Annotated in this window: 18 protein-coding genes; 17 read left to right on the plus strand and 1 reads right to left on the minus strand. The window is 72.8% G+C overall.

What is annotated here, in order from left to right; genetic code table 11:
• The 6 genes from hisH (at position 1) to ACWCO8_RS30900 (ending at position 4,514) form a co-directional block, all read left to right on the plus strand.
• Entirely contained in the window at positions 1-642 is a 642-nt protein-coding gene (gene hisH, locus ACWCO8_RS30875) for an imidazole glycerol phosphate synthase subunit HisH (RefSeq protein WP_362016044.1), read from the plus strand.
• Positions 639-1,367 carry a bifunctional 1-(5-phosphoribosyl)-5-((5-phosphoribosylamino)methylideneamino)imidazole-4-carboxamide isomerase/phosphoribosylanthranilate isomerase PriA gene (gene priA / locus ACWCO8_RS30880; protein ID WP_362015948.1) on the plus strand — a complete coding sequence of 243 codons (729 nt, stop codon included), beginning with the start codon at positions 639-641 and terminating at the stop codon, positions 1,365-1,367. The genes hisH and priA overlap by 4 nt, the downstream gene beginning before the upstream one ends.
• On the plus strand, positions 1,364-1,762 hold the full coding sequence (locus ACWCO8_RS30885) for a RidA family protein (RefSeq protein ID WP_362015950.1): 399 nt from the start codon (positions 1,364-1,366) through the stop codon (positions 1,760-1,762). The genes priA and ACWCO8_RS30885 overlap by 4 nt, the downstream gene beginning before the upstream one ends.
• Positions 1,759-2,514: an imidazole glycerol phosphate synthase subunit HisF gene (hisF, locus tag ACWCO8_RS30890; RefSeq protein WP_362015952.1), complete on the plus strand. Its 756-nt coding sequence runs from the start codon at positions 1,759-1,761 to the stop codon at positions 2,512-2,514. Before ACWCO8_RS30885 ends, hisF begins: the two co-directional genes overlap by 4 nt.
• A 159-nt stretch (positions 2,515-2,673) precedes the next feature.
• A complete protein-coding gene (locus ACWCO8_RS30895) occupies positions 2,674-3,261 on the plus strand; it encodes an ArsR/SmtB family transcription factor (RefSeq protein ID WP_451035010.1) in 588 nt (195 codons plus the stop codon).
• The gene (locus ACWCO8_RS30900; protein WP_451035011.1) at positions 3,258-4,514 is read left to right on the plus strand and encodes an MFS transporter; all 1,257 of its coding nucleotides are present in this window, start codon (positions 3,258-3,260) and stop codon (positions 4,512-4,514) included. The genes ACWCO8_RS30895 and ACWCO8_RS30900 overlap by 4 nt, the downstream gene beginning before the upstream one ends.
• Here ACWCO8_RS30900 and ACWCO8_RS30905 read toward each other — a convergent pair.
• Positions 4,511-5,146, minus strand: a complete 636-nt coding sequence (locus ACWCO8_RS30905) for a TIGR03085 family metal-binding protein (protein ID WP_451035012.1) — start codon at positions 5,144-5,146, stop codon at positions 4,511-4,513. The two genes, ACWCO8_RS30900 and ACWCO8_RS30905, sit on opposite strands and share 4 nt — an antisense overlap.
• Positions 5,147-5,230: 84 nt before the next feature.
• Here ACWCO8_RS30905 and hisI point away from each other — a divergent pair, with 84 nt between their 5' ends.
• From hisI to lgt, 11 genes are all read left to right on the plus strand, one after another.
• Positions 5,231-5,581 (plus strand): phosphoribosyl-AMP cyclohydrolase, encoded by a 351-nt coding sequence (gene hisI / locus ACWCO8_RS30910; RefSeq protein WP_345692165.1) that lies wholly within the window; start codon positions 5,231-5,233, stop codon positions 5,579-5,581.
• Between the two features lie 11 nt (positions 5,582-5,592).
• Positions 5,593-7,083, plus strand: a complete 1,491-nt coding sequence (locus ACWCO8_RS30915; RefSeq protein WP_451035013.1) for an anthranilate synthase component I — start codon at positions 5,593-5,595, stop codon at positions 7,081-7,083.
• 14 nt (positions 7,084-7,097) lie between these two features.
• Entirely contained in the window at positions 7,098-7,763 is a 666-nt protein-coding gene (locus ACWCO8_RS30920) for a TIGR02234 family membrane protein (RefSeq protein ID WP_451035014.1), read from the plus strand.
• A 170-nt stretch (positions 7,764-7,933) separates the two neighbouring features.
• The gene (locus tag ACWCO8_RS30925) at positions 7,934-8,182 is read left to right on the plus strand and encodes an HGxxPAAW family protein (protein WP_451035015.1); all 249 of its coding nucleotides are present in this window, start codon (positions 7,934-7,936) and stop codon (positions 8,180-8,182) included.
• Positions 8,183-8,456: 274 nt separating this feature from the next.
• A complete protein-coding gene (locus tag ACWCO8_RS30930) occupies positions 8,457-8,933 on the plus strand; it encodes a DUF2752 domain-containing protein (protein ID WP_451035058.1) in 477 nt (158 codons plus the stop codon).
• Between the two features lie 142 nt (positions 8,934-9,075).
• Positions 9,076-9,885 carry an indole-3-glycerol phosphate synthase TrpC gene (trpC, locus tag ACWCO8_RS30935; protein ID WP_362015968.1) on the plus strand — a complete coding sequence of 270 codons (810 nt, stop codon included), beginning with the start codon at positions 9,076-9,078 and terminating at the stop codon, positions 9,883-9,885.
• A 94-nt stretch (positions 9,886-9,979) separates the two neighbouring features.
• Positions 9,980-10,168, plus strand: coding sequence for a tryptophan biosynthesis modulator TrpM (gene trpM / locus ACWCO8_RS30940; protein WP_362016048.1), 189 nt, complete (start codon positions 9,980-9,982; stop codon positions 10,166-10,168).
• Between the two features lie 353 nt (positions 10,169-10,521).
• Complete coding sequence (gene trpB / locus ACWCO8_RS30945) at positions 10,522-11,766, plus strand: tryptophan synthase subunit beta (RefSeq protein WP_451035016.1); 1,245 nt, start codon at positions 10,522-10,524, stop codon at positions 11,764-11,766.
• Positions 11,763-12,581 carry a tryptophan synthase subunit alpha gene (gene trpA / locus ACWCO8_RS30950; protein ID WP_451035017.1) on the plus strand — a complete coding sequence of 273 codons (819 nt, stop codon included), beginning with the start codon at positions 11,763-11,765 and terminating at the stop codon, positions 12,579-12,581. The genes trpB and trpA overlap by 4 nt, the downstream gene beginning before the upstream one ends.
• Before the next feature lie 64 nt (positions 12,582-12,645).
• The gene (locus ACWCO8_RS30955) at positions 12,646-13,473 is read left to right on the plus strand and encodes a DsbA family protein (RefSeq protein ID WP_451035018.1); all 828 of its coding nucleotides are present in this window, start codon (positions 12,646-12,648) and stop codon (positions 13,471-13,473) included.
• A 142-nt stretch (positions 13,474-13,615) separates the two neighbouring features.
• A complete protein-coding gene (lgt, locus tag ACWCO8_RS30960) occupies positions 13,616-14,578 on the plus strand; it encodes a prolipoprotein diacylglyceryl transferase (protein ID WP_451035019.1) in 963 nt (320 codons plus the stop codon).
• Positions 14,579-14,638 lie beyond the last annotated feature (60 nt).

Here is a 14,638-nt window from a genome sequence, read left to right on the forward strand (position 1 = left end):
GTGAGCCCGTCCAAGAAGGTCGTCGTCTTCGACTACGGCTTCGGAAACGTCCGCTCCGCCGAGCGCGCCCTCGCCCACGTCGGCGCCGACGTCGAGATCACCCGCGACTACGACAGGGCCATGAACGCCGACGGACTCCTCGTCCCCGGTGTCGGCGCCTTCTCCGCCTGCATGAAGGGCCTCAAGGAGGCCCGTGGCGAGTGGATCGTCGACCGCCGGCTCTCCGGCGGACGCCCCGTCATGGGCATCTGCGTCGGCATGCAGATCCTCTTCGCCCGTGGCATCGAGCACGGCGTGGAGACCGAGGGTCTGGACGAATGGCCCGGTACGGTCGAGCCGCTGAAGGCCCCGATCGTGCCCCACATGGGCTGGAACACCGTCGACGCGCCCGAGGACAGCGAGCTGTTCGCGGGCCTCGACGCCGACGCCCGGTTCTACTTCGTGCACTCCTACGGAGTGCGGGAGTGGACCCTGGAGGTCGGCAACCCGAACATGCGGGCCCCCAAGGTCACCTGGGCCACCCACGGCGAGACCTTCGTCGCGGCCGTCGAGAACGGCGCGCTGTGGGCGACCCAGTTCCACCCCGAGAAGTCCGGCGACGCCGGAGCCCAGCTGCTGAAGAACTGGATCGGAACGCTGTGAGCAAGCTCGAACTCCTTCCCGCCGTCGACGTCCGTGACGGCCAGGCCGTCCGTCTCGTGCACGGCGAGTCCGGTACGGAGACCTCCTACGGCTCCCCGCTCGAGGCAGCCCTCGCGTGGCAGCGCTCCGGCGCCGAGTGGCTGCACCTGGTCGACCTGGACGCCGCCTTCGGCACCGGCGACAACCGCGAGCTGATCGCCGAGGTAGCCAAGGCCATGGACATCAAGGTCGAGCTCTCCGGCGGCATCCGCGACGACGCCTCGCTCGCCGCCGCCCTCGCCACCGGCTGCACCCGCGTCAACCTCGGCACCGCCGCCCTGGAGACCCCCGAGTGGGTCGCCAAGGTCATCGCCGAGCACGGCGACCAGATCGCCGTCGGCCTCGACGTGCGCGGCACCACGCTCCGCGGCCGGGGCTGGACCCGCGACGGCGGCGACCTCTACGAGACGCTCGCCCGCCTCGACTCCGAGGGCTGCTCCCGCTACGTCGTCACCGACATCGCCAAGGACGGCACCCTGCAGGGCCCCAACCTGGAGCTCCTGAAGAACGTCTGCGCGGCCACCGACAAGCCCGTCGTCGCCTCCGGCGGCGTGTCGTCCCTGGACGACCTGCGCGCCCTGTCCGGCCTCGTGCCGCTGGGCGTCGAGGGCGCGATCGTCGGCAAGGCGCTGTACGCCAAGGCGTTCACCCTGGAGGAAGCGCTGGAGGCGGTGGCTGCCGTATGACCGACGGCGTGAAGAAGGTCGTCACCGGCGCGCCCTGGGAGGAGCAGTTCGGCTACTCCCGCGCGGTGGAGCTGCCGAACGGCCTGGTCCTCGTCGCCGGCTGTACGTCGGTGATCGGCGGCCAGATCGCCGGCGGAGGCCCGTACGAGCAGGCGATCAACTCCTTCAACGTGGCCTTCGACGCCCTGAAGAAGCTCGGCCTCGGCCCGCAGGACGTCGTACGGACCCGGATGTACATCACCCACGCACGGGACGTGGACGAGGTCGGCCGCGCCCACAAGGAGCTGTTCGACGCCGTCCGCCCGGCCGCCTCGATGATCATCGTGTCCGGCTTCGTCGACCCGAGTCTGGTCGTCGAGGTCGAGGTCGAGGCGTACAGGAGTGAGGCGTCATGACTCTCGCCGTACGGGTGATCCCCTGCCTGGACGTGGACAACGGCCGGGTCGTCAAGGGCGTCAACTTCCAGAACCTGCGGGACGCGGGCGACCCCGTCGAGATGGCGAAGCTGTACGACGCCGAGGGCGCCGACGAGCTGACCTTCCTCGACATCACCGCCTCCTCCGGCAACCGGGAGACGACCTACGACGTGGTGCGCCGCACCGCCGAGCAGGTCTTCATCCCGCTGACCGTGGGCGGCGGGGTGCGCTCGGCGGAGGACGTCGACAAGCTGCTGCGCGCCGGTGCCGACAAGGTCGGCGTCAACACGGCGGCCATCGCCCGGCCCGAGCTGATCCGCGAGATCGCGGAGCGCTTCGGCCGCCAGGTGCTCGTGCTTTCGGTGGACGCCCGCCGCACGGCCTCGGGCTCCTTCGAGGTGACGACGCACGGCGGCCGCCAGGGCACCGGCATCGACGCCGTCGAGTGGGCCCACCGGGCCGCCGAGCTGGGCGCGGGCGAGATCCTGCTCAACTCGATGGACGCGGACGGCACGAAGGACGGCTACGACACGGAGATGATCGCGGCCGTGCGCAAGCACGTGACCGTGCCGGTGATCGCGTCGGGCGGTGCGGGCAGGCTGGCCGACTTCCCGCCGGCCATCGAGGCGGGCGCGGACGCGGTGCTCGCCGCGTCGGTCTTCCACTTCGGCGACCTGCGGATCTCCGAGGTCAAGGGCGCGCTGCGGGAGGCGGGCCACCCGGTCCGCTGACTCGTCTCAGGCGTGGGCCCCTGCCGGTTCGTCCGGCGGGGGCCTTTCTCTTTGCCGGATGCTGTCGGATGCGCAAGACCAGATACGCAGGATCAGTTGCGCAAGATTGGTTGTGCAATTTCTCTTGCGCAAGTTTTCTTTCGCATCTACGGTCGTTCCATGACCTCGCCCGACAGTCGCCGGATCACCGACCTCGGCACCCTCAAGGCCCTCTCGCACCCGCTGCGCATGAGGCTCTACCGAGCCCTGTTCGTGGCCCGTACGGCCACCGCCTCCCAGCTCGCCGACCAGGTCGACGAGGCCGTCTCACTCGTCAGCTACCACCTGCGCAAGCTCGCCGACCACGGGCTCATCGAGGAGGCGGAGACCCAGTCGGCGGACGGGCGCGAGCGCTGGTGGCGGCCCAGCTCGTACGGGCTGAGCATCCACGACGAGGACATGCGCGGCGCCCCCGAGCTGATCGCCGCGAGCGACGCCCTCGGCCGCGCGATCAACGACCAGCGCGCCTCGCTCCTGGAGCGCTTCCTCGACGAGCGGCTCACCTGGTCGCCCGAGTGGCGCTCGGCCTCCGTCAGCGCCGAGTGGCTGCCCCGCATGACCGCCGCCGAACTCACCGACCTCGGCCAGGAGCTGGAGGCGGTCCTCAGGAAGCACGACCAGCGCGCCCGGGCCGCCGAGGCCGCCGGCGACACCGAGGGCCGCGAGAACGTGGCCGTCCACCTCCACGGCTTCCCCTACCGCTCATGACGGCCACCGCGTCCCTGCCCGCCGCCGTCCCCGCCCACCGCGACGGCAACGTCCTGCGCTGGCTCGGCGGGTACTCCGCCTCCACCCTCGGCGACAGCGTCTACTACCTCGCCCTCTCCTGGACCGCCGTCCGCAGCGGCACGCCCGCCCAGGCCGGGCTCGTCATGGCCGTCAGCGCCGTCCCGCGCGCGCTGCTCATGCTCGGTGGGGGAGTGATCGCCGACCGCTTCGGACCGCGCCGCGTCGTCCTCGTCTCCGACACCGTCCGCTGCCTCGTCGTCCTGGGCGTGGCAGGACTGCTCCTGCTGAGCAGCCCGACCCTCTGGGTGCTCGCCGCCGTCGCCCTCGTCTTCGGCACCGTCGATGCCCTCTTCCTGCCGGCCGTCGGCGCCCTTCCGCCCCGGATCGCCGCCCGCGACCAGCTCGCCAGGGTCCAGGGCATGCGCGGCCTCGCTCAGCGGAGCGCGCTCGTCCTCGGCGCCCCGCTCGGCGGCCTCGCCGTCGCCCTCGGCGGGCCGGCCGCCGCGTTCGGAGTCGCCGGGCTCCTCTTCGCGGCCTCCCTGCCGCTGCTCCTCGCGCTGCGGATCGCCCCGCTGCCGGGCGGCGGGCCGTCCCGTGACGGCACGGCCCTGCGCGACCTCACGGACGGCCTGCGCTACCTTCGCCGGCACCGCGTCCTCGGCCCGCTGATGATCGTCGTTGCGCTCAGCGACCTCGGCTTCGTCGGCCCCCTCAACGTCGGCCTCGCCCTCCTCGCCGACGCGCGCGGCTGGGGCGCCTCGGGCATCGGCTGGGTCCTCGCCGGATTCGGTACGGGAGCGGGCGCCGCGTCCCTGCTGCTGACCGTGCGGGGCCGAATACCCCGCGCCGGGGCGGTCCTGGGCTGGACGATCGCCCTCGGCGCGGCCTCCCTGGGCGCCCTCGCGTACGTGCCCGAGCTGCCGTTCGCCGTGGCCCTCGCGCTCTGCGTGGGCCTGCTCGCGGGGCTCAGCGGCGCCCTGTGCGGCGCGCTCACCCAGACCGAGTGCGACCCCGCGTACCTCGGCCGGGTGACGGCGGTGACCAGCTTCGTCAGCCTGGGCCTCGCCCCGCTGAGCTACCCCCTCACGGGCGCGGCGGTCGGCCTGTGGGGCCTCGGCCCGGTGTTCGTGGCGAGCGCGGCGATCTGCGCGCTGGGCGGGGTGTACGGCCTGTCCGTGACCGCCCTGCGCCGGGCGGAGCTCCCGGGCGGCAAGCGCCCGGGTACCGCCTAGATCCCCAGCTGCTTGGTGTCGTGCAGGCGCTCGATCGCGTCCTGGTCGCCGTCCAGCTCCACCTTCGCCACGTCCTGGCGGCCGAAGACGAACATGGTCAGCTCGCCCGGTTCGCCGGAGACCGTCACCACCGGGGTGCCCTTGTGCGCGACCGCCGTCTGACCGTTCGGGCGGCGGAGCACCAGGCCCACCGGGGCCCTGCGGCCGAGGAGACGGGCGCCCTTCTCCAGGCGGGACCAGAGCGCGTCCGAGAAGACCGGGTCGAGCTCGCGCGGCGACCAGTCGGGCTGGGCGCGCCGTACGTCCTCCGTGTGGACGTAGAACTCGACGACGTTCGCCCCCTCGTCCACCTGCTTGATGGTGAACGGCGACATCCGCGGCGGCCCCGTACGGATGAGCTGGATCAGCTCCTCGTACGGCTTCTCCGCGAACTCCGCCTGCACCCGGTCGAGCCGTGCCTTCAGCGCCGGTACGACCGTTCCCGCGGCCGCGTCCGGGCGGCGCTCGCGCACCACCACATGGGCCGCGAGATCCCGGGTCCGCCAGCCCTCGCAGAGCGTCGGAGCATCGGGCCCGGCCGCCTCCAACAGGTCGGCGAGCAGAAGGCGTTCACGCTTGGCATGGGTCGACATGCCCGCCAGCGTACGACCGCGGACCGCGGTCCGCCCAGTGGACGCCCACCTGGGCATACCCCGGGCCCACGGCACAATGGCCCCATGAGCAGCAATCTCGACCCGGCCATCGCCGCCCGCCTCAAGCGCAGCCCGGACGGACTCGTCCCGGCCATCGCCCAGCAGTACGACACCGGCGAGGTGCTGATGCTCGGCTGGATGGACGACGAGGCCCTCCACCGCACCCTCACCACCGGCCGCTGCACCTACTGGTCCCGCAGCCGCCAGGAGTACTGGGTCAAGGGCGACACCTCCGGCCACGTCCAGCACGTCAAGTCCGTCGCCCTCGACTGCGACGCCGACACCGTGCTCGTCAAGGTCGACCAGGTGGGGGCCGCCTGCCACACCGGCGCGCGGACCTGCTTCGACGCCGACGTCCTGCCCCTGGGCAAGTAGGGTCTGGCGCCATGGATCTCGAGACCTTCCGCAAGCTGGCGGCCGACCGCCGTGTGATTCCCGTCAGCCGCCGGCTCCTCGCGGACGGCGACACCCCGGTCGCGCTCTACCGCAAGCTCGCCGCCGAGCGCCCCGGCACCTTCCTCCTCGAATCCGCCGAGAACGGCCGCTCCTGGTCGCGCTACTCCTTCATCGGCGTCCGCAGCGACGCCACCCTCACCGTCCAGGACGGGCAGGCCCACTGGCTCGGCACCCCGCCCGTCGGCGTCCCCACCGACGGCGACCCGCTGTCCGCCCTGCGCGCCACCGTCGAGACCCTCCACACCCCGCGCGACCTCGCCTCGGGCATGCCGCCGTTCACCGGAGGCATGGTCGGCTACCTCGGCTACGACATCGTCCGCCGCCTGGAGCGCATCGGCGACTCCACCCGCGACGACCTGGAGCTGCCCGAACTGACCATGCTCCTGACCAGCGACCTCGCCGTCCTGGACCACTGGGACGGCTCGGTCCTGCTGATCGCCAACGCGATCAACCACAACGACCTGGAGACCGGCGTCGACGAGGCGTACGCCGACGCCGTCACCCGGCTCGACGCGATGGAGGCCGACCTGGCCCGCCCCGTCGCCTCCGTTCCCGTCGCCCTCCCGCCCTCCGAACTGCCGGAGTTCTCGGCGCTCTGGGGCGGCCCGGCCTACCAGGACGCCGTCGAGGACATCAAGGAGCGGATCCGGGCGGGCGAGGCCTTCCAGGTGGTGCCCTCGCAGCGGTTCGAGACCCCCTGCCACGCCTCGGCGCTCGACGTCTACCGGGTGCTGCGGGCCACCAACCCGTCCCCGTACATGTACCTCTTCCGTTTCGAGAACGGCTTCGACGTCGTCGGATCCAGCCCCGAGGCCCTGGTCAAGGTCGAGGACGGGCAGGCGATGGTCCACCCCATCGCCGGCACCCGGCACCGCGGCGCCACCCCGCAGGAGGACCACGACCTCGCCGAGGAGCTGCTCTCCGACCCCAAGGAGCGCGCCGAGCACCTGATGCTCGTCGACCTCGGCCGCAACGACCTCGGCCGGGTCTGCGAGCCCGGCTCGGTGGAGGTCGTCGACTTCATGTCGATCGAGCGGTACTCGCACGTCATGCACATCGTCTCGACCGTCACGGGACAGGTCGCCGAGGGCCGCACCGCCTTCGACGTCCTCACCGCCTGCTTCCCCGCCGGCACGCTCTCCGGCGCCCCGAAGCCGCGCGCGATGCAGATCATCGAGGAGCTGGAGCCGTCCCGGCGCGGACTGTACGGCGGGTGCGTCGGCTACCTCGACTTCGCCGGCGACTCCGACACCGCCATCGCCATCCGTACCGCCCTGCTGCGCGACGGCACCGCGTACGTGCAGGCCGGGGCGGGTGTCGTCGCCGACTCCGACCCGGTCGCCGAGGACAACGAGTGCCGGAACAAGGCCGCCGCGGTGCTCCGCGCCGTCCACACCGCCAACCGGATGAACGCGTCATGACGGCGTAAGGGATAGTGGGGTACGTGAGTGCTGTTCCCGTACCCCAGCCCCGAGCCGCTCGCGCGGGCGGCGCCGCCGCCGCGCCCGGCGGCCGCCGCAGCCTCGCCGCGGCTCTCCTCCTCGGCGCCCTCGGCGCCACCGTCGTCCTGCTGTCCTCGGGCCAGATCTGGGCCCAGGGCACGGCGTCGGTCGGCGGCGGCACGGTGCCCGTCGAGGCCGACGGCGGCGCCGTCACGGGCGTACCGACGGCGCTCGCGATCGTCGGCCTCGCCGCGCTCGTCGCCGTCTTCGCCGTCCGCCGCACCGGACGCACCCTGGTCGCCGGCCTGCTCGCGCTCAGCGGCGCGGGCGCGGCGGTGGCCGCGTTCCTCGGCGCGTCCGACAGCGGCGCCCTTGACGCGGAGGCCGCCCGGATCTCCGGCGACACCTCGGCGACGGTCGCCCACCTCACCCACTCCGCCTGGCCGTACGTCACGGCCGGCGGCGCGCTGCTGATCCTCGTCGCGGGGCTGCTCGCGCTGCGGTTCGGCACGAGCTGGCCGGCGATGGGCGGCCGCTACGAGCGTGCGGGCGCCCCGCGCGCCGGGCGCCCCACGCCCCGCACGGCGGCGGCGACGGACCGGCCCGAGGACCTGTGGAAGGCCCTGGACCGCGGCGAGGACCCGACCCGCGAGGACTGACCCCGGGGTCGCACGCGCCTCGGGTGCCCGCGGCGGACACGACGCGTGATCGTCGGGCCACCCCGATTCATCCTCGCGCCCCTGTGTGCGGGACAATGAACCACGAGTGTCCGCGCACGCGAGACCTCACCTTCGAGCCACCACCGAGCAACAGCAACGAGGAGCAACTCATGGCGGGCAGCGCCCACGGACACACCCCGGCCGCCTGGACCGGTGTCATCATCTCCTTCATCGGCTTCTGCATCGCCGGAGTCTTCATGGTGGCCGCCAACACGGCCGGCTTCTGGGCCGGCATGGCCGTCGTCGTCCTCGGCGGTGTGATCGGCCTGGCGATGAGGGTGGCGGGCATGGGCATGCCGAAGGAGTCGGCGGCGGTCGCAGCGGCCCGCGAGGCGGCGACGCTGAAGGCACGCGCCTGACGGCAGCGGCACACACGACACGCGCGAAGGCGCAGTCCGGCGGGGCCGGGCTGCGCCTTCGCGCGTCAGGCGCGACAATCACCGCGTGAACCCGAAGCCGACGCCCGCGAAGCACGACGAACCCGCCACGGACCAGCCCGGCGGGGCTTCGGTGCCGCCGTGTGAGGCTTCGGCGCGTCCGGGCCCGGCCGCGGTGCCGCCCGGTCCGCCTCCGGTGCCGCCCGGGCAGGCCCCGGAGCGCCTGAGGCCGGCTCCGGTGCCGTCCGGGGCTCCCGTGCGCGCGGACGGCCCGTACGCGCCCGTGGGCGCTCCTGGGGGCCCGTTCGCGCCTCAGGCGCCCCTGCGGGCGCCTCGGGCGCTCGGGGTGCGGTTGCTCGCGCCGCTCGGCACGCTCGCCGGTGTCGCCGCCGCGTTCGCGTACGTCGGGGCCGTCGACCCCAACGAACCCGGGCACTATCCCGTCTGCCCGCTCCTCCGCTTCACCGGCCTGTACTGCCCCGGCTGCGGCGGCCTCCGCAGCGCCCACGCCTTCATCCACGGCGACCTCCCCGCCGCCTTCGGCGCCAACGCCCTCGCCGTCGTCGGCTACGGCCTCTTCGCCGTCCTCATGGCCGTGTGGCTGATTCGCGCCGTACGCGCCGTGCCCATGAGGATCGCGATCAGCCCCGCCCGGGCCTGGGGGATCGGCGCCGTTCTCGCCCTCTTCAGCGTCGTACGGAACCTGCCCTTCGGCTCCGCGCTCGCCCCATGACCCCTCCGGGGAAGTCCCAGCAGATGGGACGCACGTCGGCCGGATGCGGGTCCCGGGCCCTCGGGCGGATACCATCGACGTGGCTGAACCTGGTTCATCCACACGACCGTCACCATCACCGTCCCGGAAGGGGGCCTCTCGCGTGAGTGTGCTCGACGAGATCATCGAAGGCGTACGCGCCGACCTCGCAGAGCGGCAGGCGCGGGTCTCCCTCGACGAGCTCAAGGAGCGCGCCGCCAAGGCGCCGCAGGCCAAGGACGGCGTCGCCGCACTGCGCGGCGAGGGCGTCACCGTGATCTGCGAGGTCAAGCGCTCCAGCCCGTCCAAGGGCGCACTCGCCGCGATCGCCGACCCGGCAGGTCTCGCCGCCGACTACGAGGCGGGCGGCGCCGCCGTCATCTCCGTGCTCACCGAGGAGCGCCGCTTCGGCGGTTCGCTCGCCGACCTGGAGGCCGTCCGCGCCCGGGTCGACATCCCGGTGCTGCGCAAGGACTTCATCGTCACGGCGTACCAGTTGTGGGAGGCCCGGGCCTACGGCGCCGACCTCGCGCTCCTGATCGTCGCCGCCCTCGAGCAGGAGGCCCTCGTCTCCCTCATCGAGCGCGCCGAGTCCATCGGCCTCACGCCGCTGGTCGAGGTCCACGACGAGGACGAGGTCGAGCGCGCCGTCGACGCGGGCGCCCGGATCATCGGCGTCAACGCGCGGAACCTCAAGACCCTCAAGGTCGACCGCTCCACCTTCGAGCGGGTCGCCCCGGAGATCCCGGCCGGCATCGTCAAGATCGCCGAGTCCGGCGTCCGCGGGCCGCACGACCTCATCGCGTACGCCAACGCCGGCGCCGACGCGGTCCTGGTCGGCGAGTCCCTCGTGACCGGCCGCGACCCGAAGTCCGCAGTCGCCGACCTCGTCGCCGCCGGCGCCCACCCGGCCCTGCGCCACGGGCGGGGCTGACCCCGCCATGACCTCGTACCGCGTCACGTCGCCGCTCACCCGGGGCCTCGCCGCCCCGGGCGGGTTCGGCGCGGCCGCGGTGACGACGCGCGCGATGCGCACCCGGCTCCGTACCGCCGCCGCGCCCGCCCACGCCCCGCTCGCCCGAGGCTGCCGCCCGCGCGGCTGCCGCGCGCCGGCGCGGCGGGTCCACGGGCGCCGTGTGCGGTACGTGATCGGCAGCGAGCCGGGCCAGGTCAACGGCATGCGATGGCGCGAGCGCCTCGTGCGCGACTTCACCTAGAGCAACCCACCCCCCCGTGTGGGCAATCGTCCCGCAGGGCGGGACGGGTGGGCACACGGGACGGCGCCCCCCCCGCGGGCGCGTCCGCTCCCTGGCCCCCCGCACGACGCGGCGCCCGCACCTGTGGGCACCGTAGGGACCGGGAGCCTGGGCCCGGCAAGGGCGCCGTTCCGTTGTGCCCACCCGTTCCGCCCCAGCGGAACGACTGCCCACAACGGGGGGCGGTGGCGGCCGGGACGGCTATGGCGTTGCCGTCACGGCACACGGCGTTGCCGTACGTGAGCTCGTCGCGCGCATAACGTGACCATCACCCAGCACGTCATCGGGGCGTTCGCCCCGCGAGGAGCAGTCGCATGTCCAGCGAGTTCTTCCTTCCCGACCTCGACGGTCAGGTTCCGAGCGCCGAGGGCTACTTCGGCGCCTACGGCGGCAAGTTCATCCCGGAGGCCCTCGTCGCCGCCGTGGACGAGGTCGCCGTCGAGTACGACAAGGCCAAGGCCGACCCCGAGTTCGCGCGCGAGCTCAACGACCTGATGGTCAACTACACCGGCCGCCCGAGCGCCCTCACCGAGGTCCCCCGGTTCGCCGAACACGCGGGCGGTGCCCGGGTCTTCCTCAAGCGCGAGGACCTCAACCACACCGGCTCGCACAAGATCAACAACGTGCTCGGGCAGGCCCTGCTCACCAAGCGCATGGGCAAGACCCGGGTCATCGCCGAGACCGGCGCCGGCCAGCACGGGGTCGCCACCGCCACCGCGTGCGCCCTCTTCGGGCTCGAATGCACCATCTACATGGGCGAGATCGACACCCAGCGCCAGGCGCTGAACGTCGCCCGGATGCGCATCCTCGGCGCCGAGGTCATCCCGGTGAAGTCCGGCAGCCGCACCCTCAAGGACGCCATCAACGAGGCGTTCCGCGACTGGGTCGCCAACGTCGACCGTACGCACTACCTCTTCGGGACCGTCGCCGGACCGCACCCGTTCCCCGCCATGGTCCGCGACTTCCACCGCGTCATCGGCGTCGAGGCCCGCCGCCAGATCCTGGAGCGCGCGGGCCGCCTCCCCGACGCGGCCGTCGCCTGCGTCGGCGGCGGATCCAACGCCATCGGGCTCTTCCACGCCTTCATCCCGGACAGCGACGTCCGCCTCATCGGCTGCGAGCCGGCCGGCCACGGCGTCGAGACCGGCGAGCACGCGGCCACCCTCACCGCCGGCGAGCCCGGCATCCTGCACGGCTCGCGGTCGTACGTCCTCCAGGACGACGAGGGCCAGATCACCGAGCCGTACTCCATCTCGGCCGGCCTGGACTACCCGGGCATCGGCCCGGAGCACGCGTACCTCAAGGACACCGGACGCGGCGAGTACCGCGCCGTCACCGACGACGCGGCCATGCAGGCCCTGCGGCTGCTCTCCCGTACCGAGGGCATCATCCCGGCCATCGAGTCCGCGCACGCGCTCGCCGGGGCCCTGGAGATCGGCAAGGAGCTCGGCCCCGAGGGGTTGCTCCTGGTCAACCTCTCCGGGCGCGGCGACAAGGACATGGACACGGCGGCCCGCTACTTCGGGCTGTACGACGGGACCGAGGGGGACACGAAGTGACGACCGGGAACATCCAGCTGCTCAGCGACACCCTGGCGAAGGCCAAGTCCGAGAACCGCGCCGCGCTCATCGCCTACCTCCCGGCCGGCTTCCCGACCGTCGACGGCGGCATCGAGGCGGTCAAGGCCGTCTTCGACGGCGGCGCCGACATCGTCGAGGTCGGTCTCCCGCACAGCGACCCGGTCCTCGACGGCCCCGTCATCCAGACCGCCGACGACATCGCCCTGCGCGGCGGCGTCCGGATCGCCGACGTCATGCGGACGGTGCGGGAGGCCTTCGCGGCCACCGGGAAGCCCGTCCTGGTCATGACGTACTGGAACCCCATCGACCGCTACGGCGTCGAGCGGTTCACCGAGGAGCTGGCCGCGGCCGGCGGTACCGGCTGCATCCTGCCGGACCTGCCCGTCCAGGAGTCCGGCCTGTGGCGTGAGCACGCCGAGAAGCACGGTCTCGCGACCGTCTTCGTCGTCGCCCCCAGCAGCAAGGACGAGCGGCTCGCCACCATCACGGCCGCCGGCTCCGGCTTCGTCTACGCCGCCTCGCTCATGGGCGTCACCGGCACCCGCGAGTCCGTCGGCGCCGAGGCGGCCGACCTCGTCCGCCGTACCCGCGCCACGTCCGATCTGCCGGTCTGCGTCGGCCTCGGCGTCTCCAACGCCGGACAGGCCAAGGAGGTCGCGGCCTTCGCCGACGGCGTCATCGTCGGCTCCGCGTTCGTCAAGCGGATGCTCGACGCCGACGACGAGGCCGCCGGACTCGCCGCCGTAAGGGAACTGGCGGGCGAACTCGCCGAGGGCGTCCGTCGAGTTTCGTAGCCCGATCGGGTGGATCTGTGACCGGGGAGGCGCGTCCGCGCCTCCCCGGTTCGTTGCTCCGGACGTGAGCAAGAAGAACAGTGACGGTAACGGTAATCGGAGTGCGCGGGAGCGGCTCCAGCAGCAGCGCGAGCGCGACAAGGCCCGCGACAAGCAGCGGCGCGTCCTGATCGTGTCGGCCGCGGTCGTCGGCGTCCTCGGCCTGGCCGCGGTCGTCGGCGTGATCGCCGCCAACACCGGCGGCAAGGACGGCGGCTCCGACAAGGCGGGCCCGGTCGTCGCCCCGACCGGCGCGGTCGAAGGGGACAAGCCCGCGATCCCCACGGGGACGTCGGACGCCCCGTCGACGCTCGCGATCTGGGAGGACTTCCGCTGCCCGGCGTGCGCCTCCTTCGAGAACGCGTTCCGGGACACCATCCACGAGCTGGAGGCCTCCGGCGCGCTCAAGACGGAGTACCACCTCGCCACCCTCATCGACCGGAACATGGGCGGCAACGGTTCGCTGCGCGCGGCGAACGCGGCCGCGTGCGCCCAGGACGCCGGGAAGTTCACGGCGTACCACGACACGCTGTACATCAACCAGCCGCCGGAGACCGACGACACCTTCGGGGACAACGCCAAGCTGATCGAGCTCGCGGCGAAGGTGCCAGGCCTCGACACGCCGGACTTCCGCAGCTGTGTCGAGGACGGCACGCACGACAGCTGGGTCGGGAAGTCGAACCAGGCCTTCGAGAAGGGCAACTTCCAGGGCACGCCCTCGGTGCTCCTGAACGGAGAATCGATCTTCCCGCAGAAGGGGAGCGAGCAGATCTCCCCGGAGAACCTGAAGAAGTGGGTCGCCGAGGCCAACAAGGGCAAGACGGCGGGCACGGCCTCGCCGTCGGCGGGCTGACCTCCCCGGGGCCGGATCCGCTCGGCTCGACCCTCCGGGCCGATCCGCTCGGCCGACCCTCTTGTTCGATCCTCTTAGTTACTCAGACGTTGCCGGGTGGGCTGCCGTGACGCCCACCCGGCAAGGTAGCGTCGGTCCTGCCATGGACCTTGCCTTCATTCCCAGCCCGTCGACCGGTGTCCTCCACCTCGGACCGGTTCCGCTGCGCGCCTACGCCTTCTGCATCATCCTCGGTGTCTTCGTCGCCGTCTGGTACGGCAACAAGCGCTGGATCGCCCGGGGCGGCAAAGCCGGCACCGTGGCCGACATCGCCGTCTGGGCGGTGCCCTTCGGCCTCGTCGGCGGCCGGCTCTACCACGTCATCACCGATTACCAGCTGTACTTCAGCGAGGGTGAGAACTGGGTCGACGCCTTCAAGATCTGGGAGGGCGGCCTCGGTATCTGGGGCGCCATCGCCCTCGGCGCGGTCGGCGCCTGGATCGGCTGCCGCCGCCGCGGCATCCCGCTCCCTGCGTACGCCGACGCCATCGCGCCCGGTATCGCCTTCGCCCAGGCCATCGGCCGCTGGGGCAACTGGTTCAACCAGGAGCTGTACGGCAAGCCGACCGACCTGCCCTGGGGCCTGGAGATCAGCGCCGGCGCGAACCGCGAGGCCGGGATCTACCACCCGACCTTCCTCTACGAGTCGCTGTGGTGCATCGGCGTCGCGCTCCTGGTCATCTGGGCCGACCGTCGCTTCAAGCTCGGACACGGCCGGGCCTTCGCCCTGTACGTCGCCGCGTACTGCACGGGCCGCGCGTGGATCGAGTACATGCGGGTCGACGAGGCGCACCACGTCCTCGGTCTGCGGCTGAACGTCTGGACGGCGATCGTCGTCTTCGCCCTGGCCGTCGCCTACATCGTGATCTCGTCGCGGCTCCGCCCGGGGCGCGAGGAGATCGTCGAGCCGGAGCGCGACAAGCCGGCCGGTGGCAAGGCCGGGAACGGAGCCGACCCGGAGGACGGGACCGCCGAGGGCGAGAGCGGTGCCGCTCTGTTCGCGGACCTCGGCGACGAGGCGGTCGACACACCCGCGGGCGGTGCGGAGTCGCCCGCCAAGGGCTGACGGACGCCGAACGCCTTTTCACAGGGCCGCCGGGACCTTCTGGTCCCGGCGGCCCTGTCG

Source organism: Streptomyces sp. NPDC001927 (assembly GCF_053594455.1).

Excerpts from the sequence above, each read along its gene's own strand:
- trpB (WP_451035016.1), top strand. The coding sequence starts at position 10,522 with ATGTCCAGCGAGTTCTTCCTTCCCGACCTCGACGGTCAGGTTCCGAGC.
- ACWCO8_RS30900 (WP_451035011.1), top strand. The coding sequence starts at position 3,258 with ATGACGGCCACCGCGTCCCTGCCCGCCGCCGTCCCCGCCCACCGCGAC.
- trpM (WP_362016048.1), top strand. The coding sequence starts at position 9,980 with ATGCGCACCCGGCTCCGTACCGCCGCCGCGCCCGCCCACGCCCCGCTC.
- ACWCO8_RS30905 (WP_451035012.1), bottom strand. The coding sequence starts at position 5,146 with ATGTCGACCCATGCCAAGCGTGAACGCCTTCTGCTCGCCGACCTGTTG.
- ACWCO8_RS30925 (WP_451035015.1), top strand. The coding sequence starts at position 7,934 with ATGGCGGGCAGCGCCCACGGACACACCCCGGCCGCCTGGACCGGTGTC.
- ACWCO8_RS30885 (WP_362015950.1), top strand. The coding sequence starts at position 1,364 with ATGACCGACGGCGTGAAGAAGGTCGTCACCGGCGCGCCCTGGGAGGAG.
- hisF (WP_362015952.1), top strand. The coding sequence starts at position 1,759 with ATGACTCTCGCCGTACGGGTGATCCCCTGCCTGGACGTGGACAACGGC.
- lgt (WP_451035019.1), top strand. The coding sequence starts at position 13,616 with ATGGACCTTGCCTTCATTCCCAGCCCGTCGACCGGTGTCCTCCACCTC.
- ACWCO8_RS30915 (WP_451035013.1), top strand. The coding sequence starts at position 5,593 with ATGGATCTCGAGACCTTCCGCAAGCTGGCGGCCGACCGCCGTGTGATT.
- ACWCO8_RS30895 (WP_451035010.1), top strand. The coding sequence starts at position 2,674 with ATGACCTCGCCCGACAGTCGCCGGATCACCGACCTCGGCACCCTCAAG.
- hisI (WP_345692165.1), top strand. The coding sequence starts at position 5,231 with ATGAGCAGCAATCTCGACCCGGCCATCGCCGCCCGCCTCAAGCGCAGC.